Origin of the sequence: Sphingobium sp. PNB (genome assembly GCF_019873065.1) — a bacterium.
GTDB lineage: Bacteria > Pseudomonadota > Alphaproteobacteria > Sphingomonadales > Sphingomonadaceae > Sphingobium > Sphingobium fuliginis.
Map to the genome: position 1 here is coordinate 49,302 of NZ_JAINEZ010000022.1, position 16,495 is coordinate 65,796.

General features: G+C 64.0%; 19 protein-coding genes and 1 tRNA gene. 14 read left to right on the top strand and 6 right to left on the bottom strand.

The window, feature by feature from the left end; translation table 11 throughout:
- Positions 1–2: 2 nt before the first annotated feature.
- The 8 genes from K7W03_RS10000 to K7W03_RS10035 all read left to right on the top strand — a co-directional run bounded on the left by K7W03_RS10000 (position 3) and on the right by K7W03_RS10035 (position 7,647).
- The gene (locus K7W03_RS10000; RefSeq protein WP_025550778.1) at positions 3–578 is read left to right on the top strand and encodes a polysaccharide biosynthesis/export family protein; all 576 of its coding nucleotides are present in this window, start codon (positions 3–5) and stop codon (positions 576–578) included.
- 53 nt (positions 579–631) lie between these two features.
- A complete protein-coding gene (locus tag K7W03_RS10005) occupies positions 632–1,816 on the top strand; it encodes an outer membrane beta-barrel protein (protein WP_226870023.1) in 1,185 nt (394 codons plus the stop codon).
- A gap of 134 nt (positions 1,817–1,950) precedes the next feature.
- On the top strand, positions 1,951–3,087 hold the full coding sequence (locus K7W03_RS10010; protein WP_061934928.1) for a glycosyltransferase family 4 protein: 1,137 nt from the start codon (positions 1,951–1,953) through the stop codon (positions 3,085–3,087).
- A complete protein-coding gene (locus K7W03_RS10015; protein ID WP_222886214.1) occupies positions 3,084–3,947 on the top strand; it encodes a sulfotransferase domain-containing protein in 864 nt (287 codons plus the stop codon). The genes K7W03_RS10010 and K7W03_RS10015 overlap by 4 nt, the downstream gene beginning before the upstream one ends.
- Before the next feature lies 1 nt (position 3,948).
- Positions 3,949–5,085, top strand: a complete 1,137-nt coding sequence (locus tag K7W03_RS10020) for a glycosyltransferase family 4 protein (RefSeq protein WP_222886215.1) — start codon at positions 3,949–3,951, stop codon at positions 5,083–5,085.
- Positions 5,076–5,792 (top strand): metallophosphoesterase family protein, encoded by a 717-nt coding sequence (locus K7W03_RS10025; protein ID WP_222886216.1) that lies wholly within the window; start codon positions 5,076–5,078, stop codon positions 5,790–5,792. Before K7W03_RS10020 ends, K7W03_RS10025 begins: the two co-directional genes overlap by 10 nt.
- Positions 5,789–6,772, top strand: coding sequence for an ATP-grasp domain-containing protein (locus tag K7W03_RS10030; RefSeq protein WP_222886217.1), 984 nt, complete (start codon positions 5,789–5,791; stop codon positions 6,770–6,772). Before K7W03_RS10025 ends, K7W03_RS10030 begins: the two co-directional genes overlap by 4 nt.
- Positions 6,769–7,647, top strand: a complete 879-nt coding sequence (locus K7W03_RS10035) for an NAD-dependent epimerase/dehydratase family protein (RefSeq protein WP_222886218.1) — start codon at positions 6,769–6,771, stop codon at positions 7,645–7,647. The genes K7W03_RS10030 and K7W03_RS10035 overlap by 4 nt, the downstream gene beginning before the upstream one ends.
- Positions 7,648–7,834: 187 nt before the next feature.
- On the opposite strand, the gene K7W03_RS10040 is transcribed toward K7W03_RS10035, so the two are convergent.
- A complete protein-coding gene (locus K7W03_RS10040; protein ID WP_037481813.1) occupies positions 7,835–8,404 on the bottom strand; it encodes an outer membrane protein assembly factor BamE in 570 nt (189 codons plus the stop codon).
- An 88-nt stretch (positions 8,405–8,492) separates the two neighbouring features.
- On the opposite strand from K7W03_RS10040, the gene K7W03_RS10045 reads away from it, so the two are divergent.
- The 4 genes from K7W03_RS10045 to dinB are packed head-to-tail and all read left to right on the top strand — an operon-like array spanning position 8,493 to position 11,206.
- A complete protein-coding gene (locus tag K7W03_RS10045) occupies positions 8,493–9,008 on the top strand; it encodes a ubiquinol-cytochrome C chaperone family protein (protein ID WP_061935032.1) in 516 nt (171 codons plus the stop codon).
- Entirely contained in the window at positions 9,005–9,529 is a 525-nt protein-coding gene (locus tag K7W03_RS10050) for a YceD family protein (RefSeq protein ID WP_222886219.1), read from the top strand. The genes K7W03_RS10045 and K7W03_RS10050 overlap by 4 nt, the downstream gene beginning before the upstream one ends.
- Complete coding sequence (locus K7W03_RS10055) at positions 9,526–10,074, top strand: hypothetical protein (RefSeq protein WP_025547893.1); 549 nt, start codon at positions 9,526–9,528, stop codon at positions 10,072–10,074. Before K7W03_RS10050 ends, K7W03_RS10055 begins: the two co-directional genes overlap by 4 nt.
- Positions 10,075–10,126: 52 nt before the next feature.
- Positions 10,127–11,206, top strand: coding sequence for a DNA polymerase IV (gene dinB / locus K7W03_RS10060; protein ID WP_222886220.1), 1,080 nt, complete (start codon positions 10,127–10,129; stop codon positions 11,204–11,206).
- 135 nt (positions 11,207–11,341) lie between these two features.
- On the opposite strand, the gene K7W03_RS10065 is transcribed toward dinB, so the two are convergent.
- A complete protein-coding gene (locus K7W03_RS10065) occupies positions 11,342–12,154 on the bottom strand; it encodes a DUF1134 domain-containing protein (RefSeq protein WP_044660476.1) in 813 nt (270 codons plus the stop codon).
- Positions 12,155–12,384: 230 nt separating this feature from the next.
- Here K7W03_RS10065 and K7W03_RS10070 point away from each other — a divergent pair.
- Positions 12,385–12,476, top strand: a tRNA-Ser gene (locus K7W03_RS10070).
- Here the strand turns inward: K7W03_RS10070 and K7W03_RS10075 are convergent.
- The 3 genes from K7W03_RS10075 to K7W03_RS10085 all read right to left on the bottom strand — a co-directional run bounded on the left by K7W03_RS10075 (position 12,436) and on the right by K7W03_RS10085 (position 14,952).
- A complete protein-coding gene (locus K7W03_RS10075; protein ID WP_222886221.1) occupies positions 12,436–13,992 on the bottom strand; it encodes a recombinase family protein in 1,557 nt (518 codons plus the stop codon). The genes K7W03_RS10070 and K7W03_RS10075 overlap by 41 nt on opposite strands.
- Positions 13,989–14,288 (bottom strand): hypothetical protein, encoded by a 300-nt coding sequence (locus K7W03_RS10080; RefSeq protein WP_222886222.1) that lies wholly within the window; start codon positions 14,286–14,288, stop codon positions 13,989–13,991. The genes K7W03_RS10075 and K7W03_RS10080 overlap by 4 nt, the downstream gene beginning before the upstream one ends.
- A 265-nt stretch (positions 14,289–14,553) precedes the next feature.
- On the bottom strand, positions 14,554–14,952 hold the full coding sequence (locus K7W03_RS10085) for a hypothetical protein (protein ID WP_222886223.1): 399 nt from the start codon (positions 14,950–14,952) through the stop codon (positions 14,554–14,556).
- Between the two features lie 179 nt (positions 14,953–15,131).
- On the opposite strand from K7W03_RS10085, the gene K7W03_RS10090 reads away from it, so the two are divergent.
- Positions 15,132–16,118 (top strand): hypothetical protein, encoded by a 987-nt coding sequence (locus tag K7W03_RS10090; protein WP_222886224.1) that lies wholly within the window; start codon positions 15,132–15,134, stop codon positions 16,116–16,118.
- A 6-nt stretch (positions 16,119–16,124) separates the two neighbouring features.
- Here the strand turns inward: K7W03_RS10090 and K7W03_RS10095 are convergent.
- Positions 16,125–16,495: hypothetical protein (locus K7W03_RS10095; protein WP_222886225.1), on the bottom strand; the 371-nt coding region annotated here is incomplete at its 5' end.

Sequence of the window (16,495 nt, forward strand, 5' to 3'; positions counted from 1 at the left end):
AGATGCGCAACCGGCTTCATCATGGCCTTTTCCTTGGCCTTTTCGCCCTGACGACGGCTTGTTCGAGCGGGCTGTCGGGCTTGGCCAGCCTTCCGCCCGCGCCGACCGTGGCCTATCGCCTGGGCGCGGGGGACGAGGTGCGGGTGGCGATTCCGGGCCTCAGCGGGACCGACTCCGGCGACAGCAGCTACACGATCAACGATCGGGGACAGATTTCCCTGCCGGTGCTGGGCGATGTCGACGCGGGCGGCAAGACGGTGCCGGAATTGCAGGCCAGCATTGCCCAGCAATTGACCCAGCGCCAGTTGCTCAATGCGCCCACCGTCAGCGTGCAGCCGGTGAAGCTGCGCCCCTTCTATGTGCTGGGCGAGGTGAAGAGTCCCGGTGAATATCAATATCGCGCGGGCATGTCGGTGCTGGCGGCGGTATCGGTTGCGGGCGGATACACCTTTCGCGCCGAACAGGGCAGCGTCGCCATCACCCGCATGGTCGACGGGCGGCAGGTGGTCGGCCGCGCGGGCGAGCGGGACATGATCCAGCCGGGCGACACGCTGCGCATCTATGAGAAGTGGTTTTGATGCGCCGCCCGGCATTTGGTCCGGCCTCGGGGGGCGCGGCCGCCCTCTTGCTGATGGCTGCCCTGCCTGACGCCCAGGCGCAGGACATGGACGCTTCCGACCCGTTGCAGGGCGAACCCGCCGCGCTGTTCGAACCGACGCCGCTGGCGCTGGGCAGCGCGACCGTCAGGATCGGCGGCAGCGCCCGGCTGGAATATGACAGCAATATCTATGCCCAGGCCTTTGGCGAGAAGGACGATTTCCGCCTTCAGGTCCGCCCCTATGTCGACCTGCTGCGCAAGGGCGGCGCACTGGAGCTGACCGCCCGGGCCGAGGGGGATTTCCGCAAATATTTCCAATATGACAAGGAAGATGCGGTGGGCGGGCGCCTGTCGGCCGGGCTGAACTGGAACCCGTCGGCCGCCGACCGGTTGAACGTCGCCGCCGGTTGGCAGCATATCATAGAGGATCGAGGCGAGCCGGAGGGCAACACCCTGCCCGGCATCGGCCCGCGCGAACTCAATCTGGTGGAGGGCGACCTGTCCTATCTGCATCGGGGTTCGCGTATCGGATTTCTGTTCAAGGCGACCGGCGCGCGGATGCGCTACACCCGCGCCATAGACGAGGAGCGCGACCTGGATGCCGTCGGCGGCCTTGCGCGGGTGATGCTGCGCGTGTCGCCGCTGACGAGCCTCTTCGTGGAGGGCGTCGCGGCGCATCGCGATTTCCGCCTGGCCCCCGTACCAGGCCAGTTCAACCGCGATGCGTCGACCTATGGCGGCCGGGTGGGCATCGCCATCGATCCGGGCGGCACGCTGCGCGGCGATGCCGCGGTGGGCGTCTATCGCCTCGACGCGAAGGACAGGCGGATCGAATCGCAAACCCGCATGTCGGTGCAGATCGGGCTGACCTATGCCCCTCGCCCGCGCACCACCATCACGCTGGACGGCTTCGTCGGCAATGTCGCCACCTACAGGACCGGGGTGCAATCGCGTGAGGACATGCGCTTCCGGCTCGGCATAAACCAGGAAATCCGCCACAATCTGAGGGGGCAGCTGGGGATTCTCTACCGCCGCAGCAAATATTTCGGCGTCGACGACACCGACAATCTCTATGGCGCCACCGGCGAACTGGAATATGCCGTCAACCGCCGGGTCGCCATCGCGGCGACAGCGCGCTTTTCCAAACGCGACAGCAGCGTCGCGCTGGACGAATTCGACCGCACCCGCGCCGGGCTTGAACTGCGCATCCATTATTGACGCGCAGCCGTGCCGGGGTGGGACAGGACTGATCCAAAGCGCCACCCCCTAACCCCTTCGCGCAATGGACTTGGGATCGCCCGCCAAAGACACTGGCCCCGCATAACAGCGTGATTATACAGGACCCCGCCGCCATGCTGGTAAGAGCATCCAGGCCACCCATGCTCGCCTTCGTCCTTCCGGGGCTGGGCGCCGGCGGGTCGGAACATATCGTCAGCCTGCTGTGCAACCATTTCGCGGCGCAGGGCTGGAGCATCACCCTGATCGTGTTCGAGGAGCCGTCCGCCCCCTCCTATTACGCCTATCATCCAGAGGTGCGGATCGTCAGGCTGGGCATGAAGTCGCGGCGTCGCGCCGCCGCGACCGGTGCATTGGCGATGCTGCGGCGGCAGAGGCTGCTGAGGCGGGCGTTGAAGGCGGTGCGGCCGGAACTGGTCGTGAGCTTCCTGACGCGCACCAACATCCTTTCCGTGCTGGCCGCGCGGTCGCTGCATATCCCCGTGATCGTGTCGGAACGCAACAATCCCGCGCTCCAGACCGTAGGGCCGGTCTGGAGCCGGCTGCGGCAGATGACCTATCCGCATGCCGTGGGCCTCATCACCATGACGCAAGGGGCGATGGACTGGTTCAGGGGCGCCATGGACGTGAAGGGATGGGTGATCCCCAATCCGGTGCCGCCTGCCGGCGCCGCGCCGGATCGCCGGTCGGACGGCCGCACTATCGGAGCCGTGGGGCGTCTGGTGCCGCAAAAGGGCTTCGACCTGCTGCTGGACGCCTTTGCCCATGTGGCGCAACGCATTCCCGACTGGAAGCTGGTGATCTGGGGCGAGGGGCCGGAGCGCGCGGCGCTGGAGCGGCAGCGCGACCGGCTGGGCCTGGCCGGTCGGGTCAGCCTGCCCGGCGTGACGGAAAGGCCGGGCGACTGGATTCCCCAGACCGACCTGTTCGTCCTCTCCTCCCGCTTCGAAGGCTGGGGCATCGTCGTGGGCGAGGCCATGGGCGCGGGCCTGCCGGTCGTCTCCTTCGATTGCCAATGGGGTCCGGCCGAAATGATCGGGCATGGCCGAAGCGGCCTGCTGGTGCCCAATGGCGACGGCGCGGCGCTGGGCGACGCCATCGTGGCATTGTGCGCCGACCCGGCGCGGCGCGCGGCGCTGGGACAGGCGGCGCGGGAGCGGATGGCCGATTTCGGCCATGATCGGGTGCTTGCCCGCTGGCAGTCGGTCATCACCAGCATTCTCGACCATCATCGCGTGAGGGCAGGATCATGAACATGATGTCGCTGAAGGGCTTTGCGCGGGCGATGCGTCGGCGGCTGCGGGACGAACCGCCATTGCGGCTGGCGGCGGCGCGGGCCGACGCCTTTCTCGTGTCCTACCCCAAGAGCGGGCGGACATGGCTGCGCTACCTGCTCTCCTGCTATTTCGCGGAAAGCGCGAAGCTGGGCTTCGAGCCCGATCTGACCAGCACCTTCCGCATCCTGCCCAATTTCGACCGCGATCCGGTGCGCGGTATCGACGCCTTCATCGGGCGGGCGGGCAAGGCCGAGCTGCCGCTGATCCTGGTCAGCCACCTGCCCTATCGCGAGCGGCTGTTCCTCGACCGGCCGGTCCTGTTCCTGGTCCGCGATCCGCGCGACGTGATCGTGTCCGCCTATTTCCACGCGACCCGGCACAAGCATAGCTTTTCCGGCGACATGGCGGCTTTCCTCGATGAGCCCAAATATGGGATGGCGGCGCTCACCGGCTATCTGAACGGCTGGGCGGCGGGGCTGGCGGGGCGACCGCATCACCTGATCAGCTATGAGCATATGCTGGCCGAACCCATGCCGACCGCCGCCGCCATCCTCGCCTTTCTGGGCGTCGAGCCGCAGCCCGACATGCTCGCCCGCGCCGTGGCCGCCGCGCAGTTCGACCGGATGCGCGACAAGGAGCGGGAAAGCGGCATTCCGGGCCATGATTATGATCGCAAGGACGACCAGAGCCTGCGCATGCGCAGCGGCAAGGCGGGCGCCTTCGGCGAGTGGCTGAGGCCCGACCAGGCGGATCTGGTGCTGGAACGCTGCCGCGCCGACCTGTCGCCCCGCGCCCTGGCGCTGCTGGCGGCCACCGGCGTCGATCTGGCGCGCTGATATGCGCATCTGTTCGATCATCACCAGCTTTACGTCCGGCGGGGCAGAGATGCTGGTCTGCAATCTGGCGGAGGCCTTTGCGGGGGCCGGGCATCAGCCAGCGGTCCTTTCGCTGAGCGACGCCGCGCAGGTCGGCAACGCGCCGGATACCGAGGCGGCGATGATGGCGCGGGTGAGGGCTGGCGGCGCCACCGCCCTTTCGCTGGGACTCGCCAATCGCAACAATCTGCCCGGCGGGGCGCTGGCGCTGCGCCGCGCCTTGCGGACGATCAGGCCCGATGTGATCCACGCCCATAGCGCCCGCGCGCTCCTCCCCCTCGCCCTGGCCATGCCCGGCGTGCCGGTGGTGCTGACCCATCATAACAGCCGCCTCTCCTTTCCTCCGTCGGCCTTCGCCCTCTTCAACTGCATCGTCGACGGCTATGTCGCGATCAGCGACCAGTGCGAGGCGCTGCTGCGCGGCCATGCCCGAAAGCCGATCCGCATGATCCTGAACGCCGCCGGCGCCCGCTTCCGGACCGGGCAGCCACGCGCAGCCGCCGGTCGCGATCCGATGATCCTCGCCGTGGGCACGGTGTCGGCGCAGAAGGATTATCCCACCCTGCTCCGCGCCGCCCGGCCGCTGGTGGATGCGCTGGCGGCACGGGGCCGTTCCGCCCGCATCCGCATCGCCGGGGCGGGGCCGGAGTTCGGCCGGCTTGCGGTGCAGGTGGCTGGAGAACCGGTGGAACTGCTCGGCGCCCGAAGCGACGTCGACGCGCTGATGCGGCAGGCGGACCTGTTCGTGAACTGCTCGCTGTGGGAAGGCTTTCCCATCGCGATGATAGAGGCGGCGATGAGTGGCCTGCCCATCGTCGCGACCGCGGTGGCGGGCAACCGGGAAATGGTCTCGCCCGGCGTCAACGGTCAGCTCGTCCCGCCCTCCGATCCCGCCGCGCTGGCGCTGGCCATGGCGGATGTGCTGGGCGACGACGCCCGCTACGCCGCGCTGTCGCAGGGCGCTCTGCGGGTCGCCCGGCGCTTCTCCATCGCAAACTGCGCGGCGGCGCATCTCGACCTGTACCGGGAACTGATCGAAGCCCGCCGCCTCCGCTTCGCCCCGCCCCCTTTGGCCCGGCCGGTTTCGCCATGCGAATAGCCGCGCTGACCGACATCCACGCGGCCAGCGACCCGCTGCAACTGGCCCTTACCGCCGCGCGGCGGGAGGGGTTCGACCGGATGCTGATCCTGGGCGACCTGCTGACCTATGGCGTGCAGCCGCTGGAGACGCTGGAACTGGTGCAGGGCGCGGCGGCGCGGGACGGCGCGATCCTGATCAGCGGCAATCACGACATGCTGTACAGGGGATCGCCCGCCGCAGAGAGCTATCGCGCTGCCCTGCCCGACTGGCTGCGCGAAAGCGTCGACTGGACCGCCGCCCATATCCCGCCGGGCGGCATGGCGGCCTTCGACTGGAGGGAAAGCTGGTCGCTGGGGCCGCTGTTCGCCGCCCATGCCAATCCCTTCGACTATGGGGACTGGCGCTATATCCGCTCGGCGCAGGAGGCGGAAGAAGCCGCCGCCGCGCTCGCGGCGCGAGGGTTCCTCTACGGCCTGTTCGGCCATGTTCACCGGCATCGCCGCTATGATTGCGCCGCCGCCACCATCTTCACCCTCGCCTCGCTCGGCCAACCGCGCGACGATGGGGACCGGACGCCCAAATGGGCGATGATCGAAGTCAGGGGAGATTTTGTGACCGTCGAAAGCCGCGACATCGATTTCGATCCGGAGGACCAGGTGCACGCCATCCGCGCCACCACCCTGTCCCCCGCCACGCAGGAGCGGCTCTGCCGGTTCTTCGCATGAAGGTCCTCGTCACCGGAGCCGGCGCGGTGCTGGGACAGGGCATCATCAAGTCGCTGCGGCAATCGGCGCTGGGCTGCCATGTGATCGCGGCCGATCCCAATCCGCTTTCCGCTGGCCTCTACTGGGCCGACGCCGCCTATCGCCTGCCCTTTGCCGACGACCCGGCCTTCGGCGACCGCATCCACCAGTTGCTGGACCGGGAGCGGCCGGACGTGGTGCTGGTCGGCACCGATGTGGAACTGTCCTGGTTCGCGGCGGAGCGGCGCCGGCTGGAGGCGCTGTTCGGCACGCATGTGCTGGTCAGCGATCCCCGCGTCGTCGCCATAGCGGACGACAAGCTGGAAACGGCGCGCTTCTTCGAAAGCGTCGGCCTGCCCCACCCCGCGTCCGCCGCAGCGGAGGATGAGGAAGCGGTGGAGGCGCTGATCGACAAGGCCGGCTTTCCGCTGGTGGTGAAGCCCCGGATCGGTGCGCGCTCGGTCGGCGTGTCGGTTGTGCATGACCGCGCCGCACTGGCGTCGGCGCTGGAGGGACGCGGCGGGCTCGTCGTGCAGCAATGCGTGGGCAGCGCCGATTGCGAATATACCGCCAGCACGCTCGTCTTCGACGGCGAGGTGCAGGCATCCATCGTGATGCGCCGCGACCTGCGCGACGGAAACACCTATCGCGCCTATATTGCCGATTATCCGGAACTGAACGCGCAGGTGCGGACGCTGGGGCGGGCGCTGCAACCCCATGGCCCCGCCAATTTCCAGTTCCGCACCGATGCCGACGGCACGCCCCGCGTGTTCGAGATCAACGCCCGATTTTCCGGCACGACGCCGCTGCGCGCCATGGCGGGCTTCAACGAGGTGGAGATGTGCGTGCGGAAACTGCTCCACGCCACCCCCGTCGTGCAGCCGCCGGTGCGGCCGGGGGTGATCCTGCGCTATTGGGACGAGATGTTCGTGCCGCAGGAGCGCATCGACGGGGTGCGATGAGCGACCGTGCCCCCCTGCTGGCGCTGACCGGCGGATCGGGCTTTGTCGGCCGTGCTTTCCTGCCCGCCGCGCGCCGCGCCGGCTGGCGCGTCCGTCATCTCGGCCGCCGTCCGCCGCCGGAAGCCGATCCGGCCGACGAATGGGCGTTTCTCGACCTGATGGCGGTCGAGGGGGTGGATTTCTCCGGCTGCACGGCGCTGGTCCATCTCGCCGCACATATCCCGTCCGATCATGGCGACCCGGCCGAAGCGGAGCGTTGCTGGCGGATCAACGCGCTCGGCACGCTGAAACTGGCCGACGGGGCGATCCGGGCAGGTGTGCGGCGGATCATGCAGGCGAGCAGCGCCAATGCCTATGCGCCGGCTCCCCAGCCTCCGGACGAACATGCGCCCCTCTTTCCCGGCAGCAGGGGCTATTATCTCGGTTCGAAGGTCGCGCAGGAAATCTATGCGGCGGAACGCTGCCGGGGGGAGGATGTGCTGCTCCAGACGCTGCGGCTGGCATCGGTCTATGGGCCGGGCCAGCGAAGCGGCGCGCTGGCCGCTATGGCCGGGGCAGCCGCCAGCGGTGGGCCGATCCGCGTGCATGGCGGCGGCGGGTTCGGAGCCGACCTCGTCCATGTCGACGATGTGGTGCGGGCCATGTTGCTGCTGCTCGGCAATGAGGAGGCAGGGCCTTTCAATGTCGGCAGCGGGGTCCGCACGACCATGGCGGAACTGGCGCAACTGCTGTCCAGGCAAACCGGTGCGCCGGTGGTTCATGAGGCTGGAGGAAGAGAGCAGGATTGGGGGTTTCCCGCCCTTGACATCGATCGGTTGCGGGCATTGGGCTACCGGCCGATGCGCTTGGCCGATGGTCTGCTCATGAAGGTGTAGGGTTAGAATGCCGCCCGCGACCGCCAGTTGCTCACCCAAGAGGACCGTTCGGGCTCAGCCAAGCCCGGCCGGAACCGGTCGTTTCCAGAGCGCGCTGCGCTAAATCGTACGCAGACCGCGCGCTCTAAGCTTTTGTTGTCGCATCCTTTTAAGCGCAAAACCGGTTCCCACTTTTGCGCACGATGCTTTAGCTTCCGTTCGGACCGCCGCCGGTGTTGCTGCCGCCGCCTGCACCGCCCATGCCGCCGGCGCCCACCGCGCCGATATTGCCGAAAATCTCGTCGAACAGGCTGCGATGGCGGCCCAACGTCGGCGTCTTGTCGCCGGAAGGCGAGATTTTCGCGACCTGCTCCAGTCCCATGCGATCCACCGCCACGACATTGCCCGCCGCGTCGAAACGCACATGCAGTACGGTCTGCGACACCGGCTTGGGATTGGAAAAGGCGAGCGAGCGCATGTCGCGCGACACATAATACCAGTCCTGGTCACCGAACTGCGCGACGAAGCTCGGCCGGCCCAGCGTCCCTTCCACCGATGCGCGGTTGTCGATGCCGGGCTGGACCGAATCCACCAGCAGCTTGTCGACCTGATAGCCCTGATGGGTGCGGATGCGCGAACAGCCCGACGCGCCCAGCAGCAGCGCGCAAAGGCCTGCGCCAAGCAAAATCCGCCCGCTGCGGGATTGGCGGCTGAACTGGCGCATGAACTTCTCCTGCGGGGGCTTGCCCCGGACCTTGCCGAAAAACAAAGCCGCCATTGCATCGGGCGGCCGGGCGATCAATATGGAAATGCGCGAGCCTCGGCAAGGGGCCGCCGATCGGTCCAGCCAGGAAACAGTCAAACTCATGCCCAGCATCTTCCAGCGTCTGTTCGCGCCGAGCGATCCCAGGGACGCGATGCGCACCCTGTACAACGCCATCGTCGCGGAGGGACGCCAGCCCCATTGGTATGTCGAGGGGCAGGTTCCCGACACGATGGACGGCCGCTTCGACATGATCGTCGCCATCCTCGCCCAGGCGCTGATGCGGCTGGAGGCGCTGGGCGCCGCGCAGGAGAGCGTCTGGCTGACCGAACTGTTCGTGGACGACATGGACGGCCAGTTGCGGCAGGAGGGGATTGGCGACGTCGTCGTCGGCAAGCATATCGGCCGCATGGTGAGCGCGCTGGGCGGGCGTCTGGCGGCCTATCGCGCGGCGCTGTCGGGCGAGGCCGACCTGAGCGAAGCGATTGCGCGCAACCTCTATCGCGGCGATGCGCCGGCGGCAGACGCGCTGGCGCATGTCGAATCGCATCTGCGCGCGCGCTGGGTGAGGCTGGGCTGCCTCAGCCGCGACGCGCTGATGGCGGGAGACCTTGGATGAGCGCTGCCCCCGAATTTTCCCGGCCCGTCCGAATCGACCAGCTTGCCCGTCATGCCCAGCCGGTGACCATCACCGCCGACGCCGCGGAGCGGGAGGCACTGGCGAAGCGCTTCAACCTGCTCTCGCTCGATAGGCTGGAGGCGGATTATGCGCTGAACGAGGACAATGGCGCGATCTATGCCAGGGGGCGGGTGCGCGCGGACCTAGCCCAGCCCTGTGTCGCGACAGGGGTCGCGGTGCCCGAAAAGGTGGACACCGATTTCCTGCTCCGCTTCGTCAGGGAGGGGGAAGAGACGCCCGAAGGCGACGAACTGGAGCTGGACGCCGAGGATTGCGACACCATCGGTTTCGACGGCCTCACCATCGACATGGGCGAGGCGGTGGCCGAGACGGTGGCGCTCGCGATGACGCCCTATCCGCGCTCTCCGGAAGCCGACGGAGTCCTGCGTGAAGCGGGCGTGTTGAGCGAGGAGCAGGCCAGCCCCTTCGCCGCGCTGCTGTCGCTCAAGGACAGGGAATGAGGCTGGCGCTGGCGGCGCTGGCGGCGGCCCTGCTGTCCGGCGCCATGCCGGCTTTTTCGGCCGAAACCACGACGCTGATCGGGGAACGGCGCGCCCGCGCCGAATGGGCCAAGGCGGAGAACCGCCAGTCCTGCGCGCCGCTTGCGCTGGCCGCGCCCGGCGATCCGGAGGGTACGCCGCGCGCCGCCAGCTTCGGCGGCGGCTGGGGCGTTGCCTTCGACCTTCCCGGGCTGCGCAGCGCCTATGGCTTTGCCGGAACCGGCCTGCTGCCGGACGACCGGGCCGATGCGCGGATACAGCGGCGCAGGCTGACCGAACAATGGCCCTATATGCGCGAACTGGCGCGCCTGCCCGCCCCATCCTTCGCCGGCTATGGGCAGGAAGGCGCTCAGCGCTATCCTGCCGCCAATCCGGGCGGCAAAGGCCTGCATTCCCTCGCTTATCTGCGCGTCGGCGGCCAGCGCTGCACCTATAATGTGTGGAGCCGGATCAGCCGCGCGCATCTGGAATGGCTGCTCGACAATCTGCGCCTGTTGCGGCGCTGAAGCGCGCCCTCCCCTTTTCCTTCCCTTCCGCCCTGTGGCATAAGCGCTGGCCATGGAGACCCCGCCGCGCAAGATCATCCATATCGACATGGATGCCTTTTACGCGTCGGTCGAGCAGCGCGACGATCCCTCGTTGCGGGGCAGGGCGCTGGCCGTTGGCGGCGGCGGTCCGCGCGGGGTGGTCGCCACGGCCAGCTATGAAGCGCGGAAATATGGCGTCCGCTCCGCCATGCCGGGCGCGCGGGCGCGGCGGCTCTGCCCCGACCTGCTGTTCGTCCGTCCCCGTTTCGAGGTCTATCGCAGCGTGTCGGCGCAGGTGCGGGAGATATTCTCGCGCTTCACCGACATCATCCAGCCGCTGTCGCTGGACGAAGCCTATCTCGATGTTACGTCGAACAAGCCGGGCATCGCCTCCGCCACGCGCATAGCGGAGGAAATCCGCCGCCTGATCCGGGAGGAAACCGGGCTCACCGCGTCGGCTGGGGTGTCGTACAACAAGCTGATAGCCAAGCTGGCGTCGGACCAGAACAAGCCCGACGGCATCTGCGTCGTACGGCCGGAAGACGGCGCGGCCTTCATCGCAAAGATGCCGGTGCGGCGCATCCATGGCGTGGGGCCGGTCACGGCGAAGCGGATGCAGGCCTTGGGCATTGAGACGGGCGCCGATCTGCGTGCCCGCGACCTTGCCTTTCTCCAGCATCATTTCGGCAGCGCGGCGCTATTCTACTATCGCGCATCGCGGGGCGAGGACGACCGCCCGGTGCATGAGCGGCAGGAACGCAAATCCGTAAGCGTCGAGGATACCTTCTTCGACGATCTGGTGACGGAGGAAGCGCTGATCACGGAACTGGACCGGATCGCGGAAAATCTCTGGGGCCGCATCGAAAAGAGCGGCGCCTATGGCCGGACGGTGGTGCTCAAGGTCAAGTTCGCGGACTTCAGGATCATCACCCGGTCGAAAAGCTTCGGTGGACCGGTGCGCTCCCCCGACTTGTTGGCGCAGACGGGCCGGGCGCTGCTGCGGGCCCAGTTGCCGCTGCGCATGGGGGCCAGGCTGCTCGGGCTGGGCGTGCACAATCTGGATCATGAGGAGCCGGAAGAGGCCGGCGGGCAGCTCAACCTCTCCCTTTAGAAGGCGGCAGGAGCGCATCCCCCAAATTCTCCTTATCGAAAGATGGGGAATGGGACCGCCGCCCAAGGCGGTGGTGGAGGAGAAAGGGGAGAAGGTCACGGCTGGCTTCGTAAACCAGCACTTGTCCCCGGGCCGTCAGAAGGGCAGCCAGTTCCGCTTCTCGGTGAACTTCATGTAACCGGCATTGACCCCCAGCCGATAGCCGACGCCCAACCGGATCGGGATCAGCACCACGCTGCCCCAACGCAGGTAGCTGGCGGTGAAGCCGCCTACCAGATAGGCGGTGCCCTCCGCCGCCGGGAAGCGATGGTAAAGGTCCTGCGTGTCATAGAGATTATAGACGAGCACGAAGGTGTTCGCCGCGTTGCCGCCCACGTCGAAGCCGATGGACGGGCCGGTCCAATATACCTCCCGCTTGCCCTCTACCTTGTGATTGAGGGTGCCGGACCCATAGCGCAGGCCGACGACGAACGCGCCCGACGCTTCGCGCCCGGCGATATAGGCATTGGGGCGGCCCTGGTCCTTCAGGATCTTCTCGATGATCCCGGCCAGCCCTTCCGCCCCCTTGCCGAACACCCCTTCGGCCGCGCCGATCAGATCGTCTTCCTGGTAGGAATCGCTGGGGGAGATCGCCGCCGGCGGAGAATTGGCCGTCACCGGCGCGCCAGTTGCGGTCGCGCCCGAACTGACCGGCGGCGGATTATAGGGTGCGCCGCTGTCGGCGGGCGCGCTGCTCCCCGGCTGCGCATTGGGGTCCACACCGGGATCGGTGGGCGTGCTGCCGCCCTGCTGCGGCACGGGGGCCAGATCGGAATCGATGGCGCTATTGGGGTCGACGGTGCGCACCTGCGCCTGTGCGACCGGCGCCAGCGTGATGCCGCCCAGCGCGGCCGCCAAAGCGCCCGCCCGTGCAGCGCGGCCCGAAAACCGCCGCAAAATCCCGATCATGCCCGCTACTCCCCAAAGAACCCGCTCTTCAATCATATTTCAGATTATCGGGGAACAAGCTGAAACGACAATGAACGAACGGCGACCCGAGTCGATTCCGCGCCAGTCCGAATCCGCTTTTCGGAATTCGGGTGATTTTTCTCCGCTGCGGACCGTTGCCATGCATGAAACCCGCCGCTATAGGCCGACATCTAGCCACTGCTCACCTCATCCGGTGGGCAAATTCGTGCGGAGACGTGGGTGAGTGGCTGAAACCAGCGGTTTGCTAAACCGTCGTAGCCTTAAGGGGCTACCGAGGGTTCGAATCCCTCCGTCTCCGCCATTACCTTTTCTCGGTCGTTGAGCCGCCCTAACACCTTAAACGGCAAGGATATTTCTGGGGTTCGAACGCCTTCACTCCAGTCATATTCCAGATGAGACGCCAACACCAATTTTTGGACAATTCTTCGGTCTTCGAAGCTTCCACTTTCCCAGAGTTTCCAAGGGTTTCCGAGAAATTCAAAAGCGGTTCGAAAAGTTTCGTCATAGCCTCGTGCAACCGTGCCGCAACGACTCGTTTTTTCGATCATGACGAGCTTTTTGCGTTCCAGTTCATCGACCTTGCGCTCGTATGCCCCGATCACCGTGGCGCTATCTGACTCAACAATGCGGTCGAGAAAATGCGCGACCTTCTTTTCTATCTCGGTGATTTCCAGCTTCATCGCGGCACGGGTCTCTTTCACTTTGGCCTCAGCCTCGTCCCAGCGTTTGCGAAAGAGGCTTGAAAGAAGCGAGAACAACTCTTGGCTTGGCACAAGGCGGCGAAGCATCTCTTCGAACGCGCCCTCGACCTTCGCCCTTGGAGCAGACTTTCCATGCTTCTCGCAGCCACGACGACGGCATACATAGTACGGGAAACGCTTGCCGTGCCTGCCAGTCGAGTAGTTAGACGTCATAGGATGATGACACTCACCACAGGCGATGAACCCGCGCATGGCGAAGTCAAGGTGAACGTCTTTGCGGGCGGGTGCGATGCTCTTCCCAGACAGCCGCTCTTGCACTTTCTCGAACGTCTCAAGAGAGATTATAGCCTCATGCTGCGCCTTGCGGAGCGACACTCCCCATTCCTTGCTCTCGATGTATGAAGCATAAATCGGGCGCGTCAGAATACGGTTTACCTGCTCGTTCGTCAGAAAGCCGTGGCGACAAACCGGGAACTCAGGATGGCTTTCAAAAAAGCGCTTCACTTCGGCCTGCGAATTGAAGCGCCCGCTGGCATAGCCATTTATGCCTTCGGCGATGATGGACGCGACAGGTTCGTCACGAACGAGGATGCTGCCACCGCCTGAGCTACGCTGATAGCGGAATCCGATAGGTGCATTGAACACCCACCACCCTCCTTGGAGTCTGGCCTTCATCCTGTTTTTGGCCTGTTCACCGTTTTTCTGCCGTTGATGTTGAGAGACGCTGGCAAGAAGATGCTCGACCAGAATGCTATCTGAATCTTCCCCGAATTCGATGGATGGAGATTCAAGCAAGCCACCCGCGCTAGCAATGTCGGCACGAAGTTTCAGATGCGCTTCGATTCCGCGCGCCAGACGGCTGATGTCGTCGATAATGACGACGATATTTTCCCGGCGATGCTTTTTCAGGAATGCGAGCATGGCGAGCATACCGGGACGACCCGACAGCGAGCCGGACATATCGTCGCTGAAAACCTGAACCACTTGATGCCCGCGATACCCGGCATATTCGCGACAACGAATTTCTTGTGATTCCAATCCGTTACCTTCACGCGCCTGCTTCTTTGTGCTCACGCGGCAGTAAATCACGGCCTTCTGGTTCGATTTTCTTGTCATGGCGTAAATTCGTCCGTCGATTTCATGGGTTTCGCCGCGCCGTCTGGACGGTCATCAACGTGACTGAATGTACCGGATGCGGGGACTCGGGGGCAAGAGTCTGAAGATGAAAGAGCGCGATTTGCCCGCGTGGAAAGTGAAATTCTTTCCGCACTCCAGCCAAATTCCTGATCAATGAATGAAATAGCGACATAATCGACAAGCTGAATCCACTCATCAATCTTGTCATCGGAAAGATCAAGGCTGGCCATGCTTGCACGAAGCTCGCGCTTTTCCTCCATGGTCAACGGTTTCATCGAACCTCCCCGCCGCTAGATGCAGCGCTTGAATGAGCAAGGTCAGTTCGATCTACAGATGCCTGTCACGCAGCCGGGGGGATAAGGTCTCCCCAAGCACATTCGTTAAATTATTTTTGCGCCGTCACCCCCGAAGGCGCTTATGATTTTTCTCAACCTCAGGTTGAGCAATATAAACAATTCTACCATTACGATAATTTGAAATGCAAATATGATAAAAACCCGCCGAATAAAATTCAGCGGGTTCAATTTCATATCAAATACATCAATCGTTTTTTATACCATCATCTTCGGATGAAGGTAGGATGGATTTTCCTGTCATGATCCGAAAGGCCGCGTCATATAACTGCATCCTCAGAAACATTGTTTGTCGCGGTCTGCGTTGCGGAGGATTGGCGGCGCGGCGACGTTGCTCCGAAATCCAGACGGCGGAACCATCTTCTCCATGCGCGTCATCCACGATGCCCGGATAGATATCTATGATCTCGCCTTCGCCGCTCATAATGACGCCGCCAACGGCGATCCAGCCATATAGAGCACCTGTCATCGTCTCCACCACCTGACGGCGGGACTGGTTCAATTCGTTCAAGCAATCCGCCAGCCCGTGGATCGCATCGAGACTAAGCAACCGCTCGCGCCTGTGCACCTGTATTACCTTTTTCATGTCGTCCTCCGAGGAGGACAGGCCTGTCACTTTCGATGTCAGCGGGTCCGCCGCCGATCAGACCGTCGCCTGATGAAGGACATGATGAAATGAATGCGTCCCGCCAACGAGGTGGTTAAGGAGGGACACCGGAGGGACGCCAATGGGACGTTGAAGGCAGTGGAAGGGATGCAGGCGGGATGATTGATACCGAAGAAGGCAAGAGCGGGCCGCGTCGGAATCTGGGCGAGCCTATGGACGAGAGCGAAGCACGGCTGACGTTACGCGTTCTCCGGCGGTATCATGATGATAACCCTATTTCTTATCCTGTCATGATTACAAGAATACATGGCACGGTGAGTAAATATCTTGAAGGAAAAGACCCTCTATATCCGTTTGACCGAAGTGAAATAAGGCCAGATATATCTAGGTCTTCGCTCCATCGAGCCGTACGAGATCAAACAATTCCCGATAATGCGGCCATGAAGGCGATTCATTTATGGATTATGTCTATAGATTCCTGTAGGATGGACTTCGAAAGGGAAAAATATAGGGAATATTTGATATCGAAAGAGCCGCAAGTTTTATCTGTTAGAAGACTTTTTGGACATCGGGCCGACATTCAGGCGGTCAAGATTTCCCAATGGGTCGGAAACTATGCCTTATATCGACCATTTCATCTTGAACCCAAGAGCAAGGCTCAGGTCAATTTCCTCAAAATTGGCGCCGATGAGAGCGACTTCAATTGCACCCTCAGTTCCGTTTTCCCGGCTCCGCTTAACCCAGAGGTCAAGCTGATCGGACGCGGGAAGCTCACCCCGCTTGGAAATGACGAGGCTGTTGCGCTGATGGCTATGAATCAAAAGTTTCTCGCAGACCGCCCCGATGAAGAAACGCAGGTCGGGAATTACACACTCCACCTTAACAGCCCGGAACGCTCAACCGGAATTGACGGTTTTAGAGGCATATTGGTTGCAAGCATGGGACCAACGCCGAGTGCGTGGCCGATCTTCGCTGTGCGTCTGCCTGATGGAAAAGAGATTGAACCGCACATTCTTGATCGCGACGAATATCGCGCTTTGCTTCCGATGGTCCGAAAACAGCTTGATCGTGGCGGCATCTATTGGGACGAGAGCGACTCTCCCAAATCGCTCAGCAAGGGCTACGCCAAGCCGAAAGAGCCGTAAGCATCGCTATCTTGTCGGAAACCACCTCGACAGCGCCATCACAGAGTCTTCCGTGATGACGATCTGCCGCTTTGTTCCGCGTGCAAAGAGCCTCGCGATTTCATCGGGCGTCATCAGCGGCGTGAGATGAATTCCCTCATTATGCGTTTCGGTGCGACTACTGCCTGACGAGACGCTATCGCCCTGCTGTGCGCTTTCGCCGCCTGACTGCCCTTCGTATCCATCCGGCGAGACGCGCCTTGTCGTGAGGTAGGGACCTGCTCTTAAGAACGCTCTCGAGAGCACGCTTAGGGTAACCGCCCGGTTGTTACCGCGGCGGCTGAGCCTTGAAGCGGGCGGCAAGTTCGGGATCATCGACGAAGTCGTCGAGGAAGGCG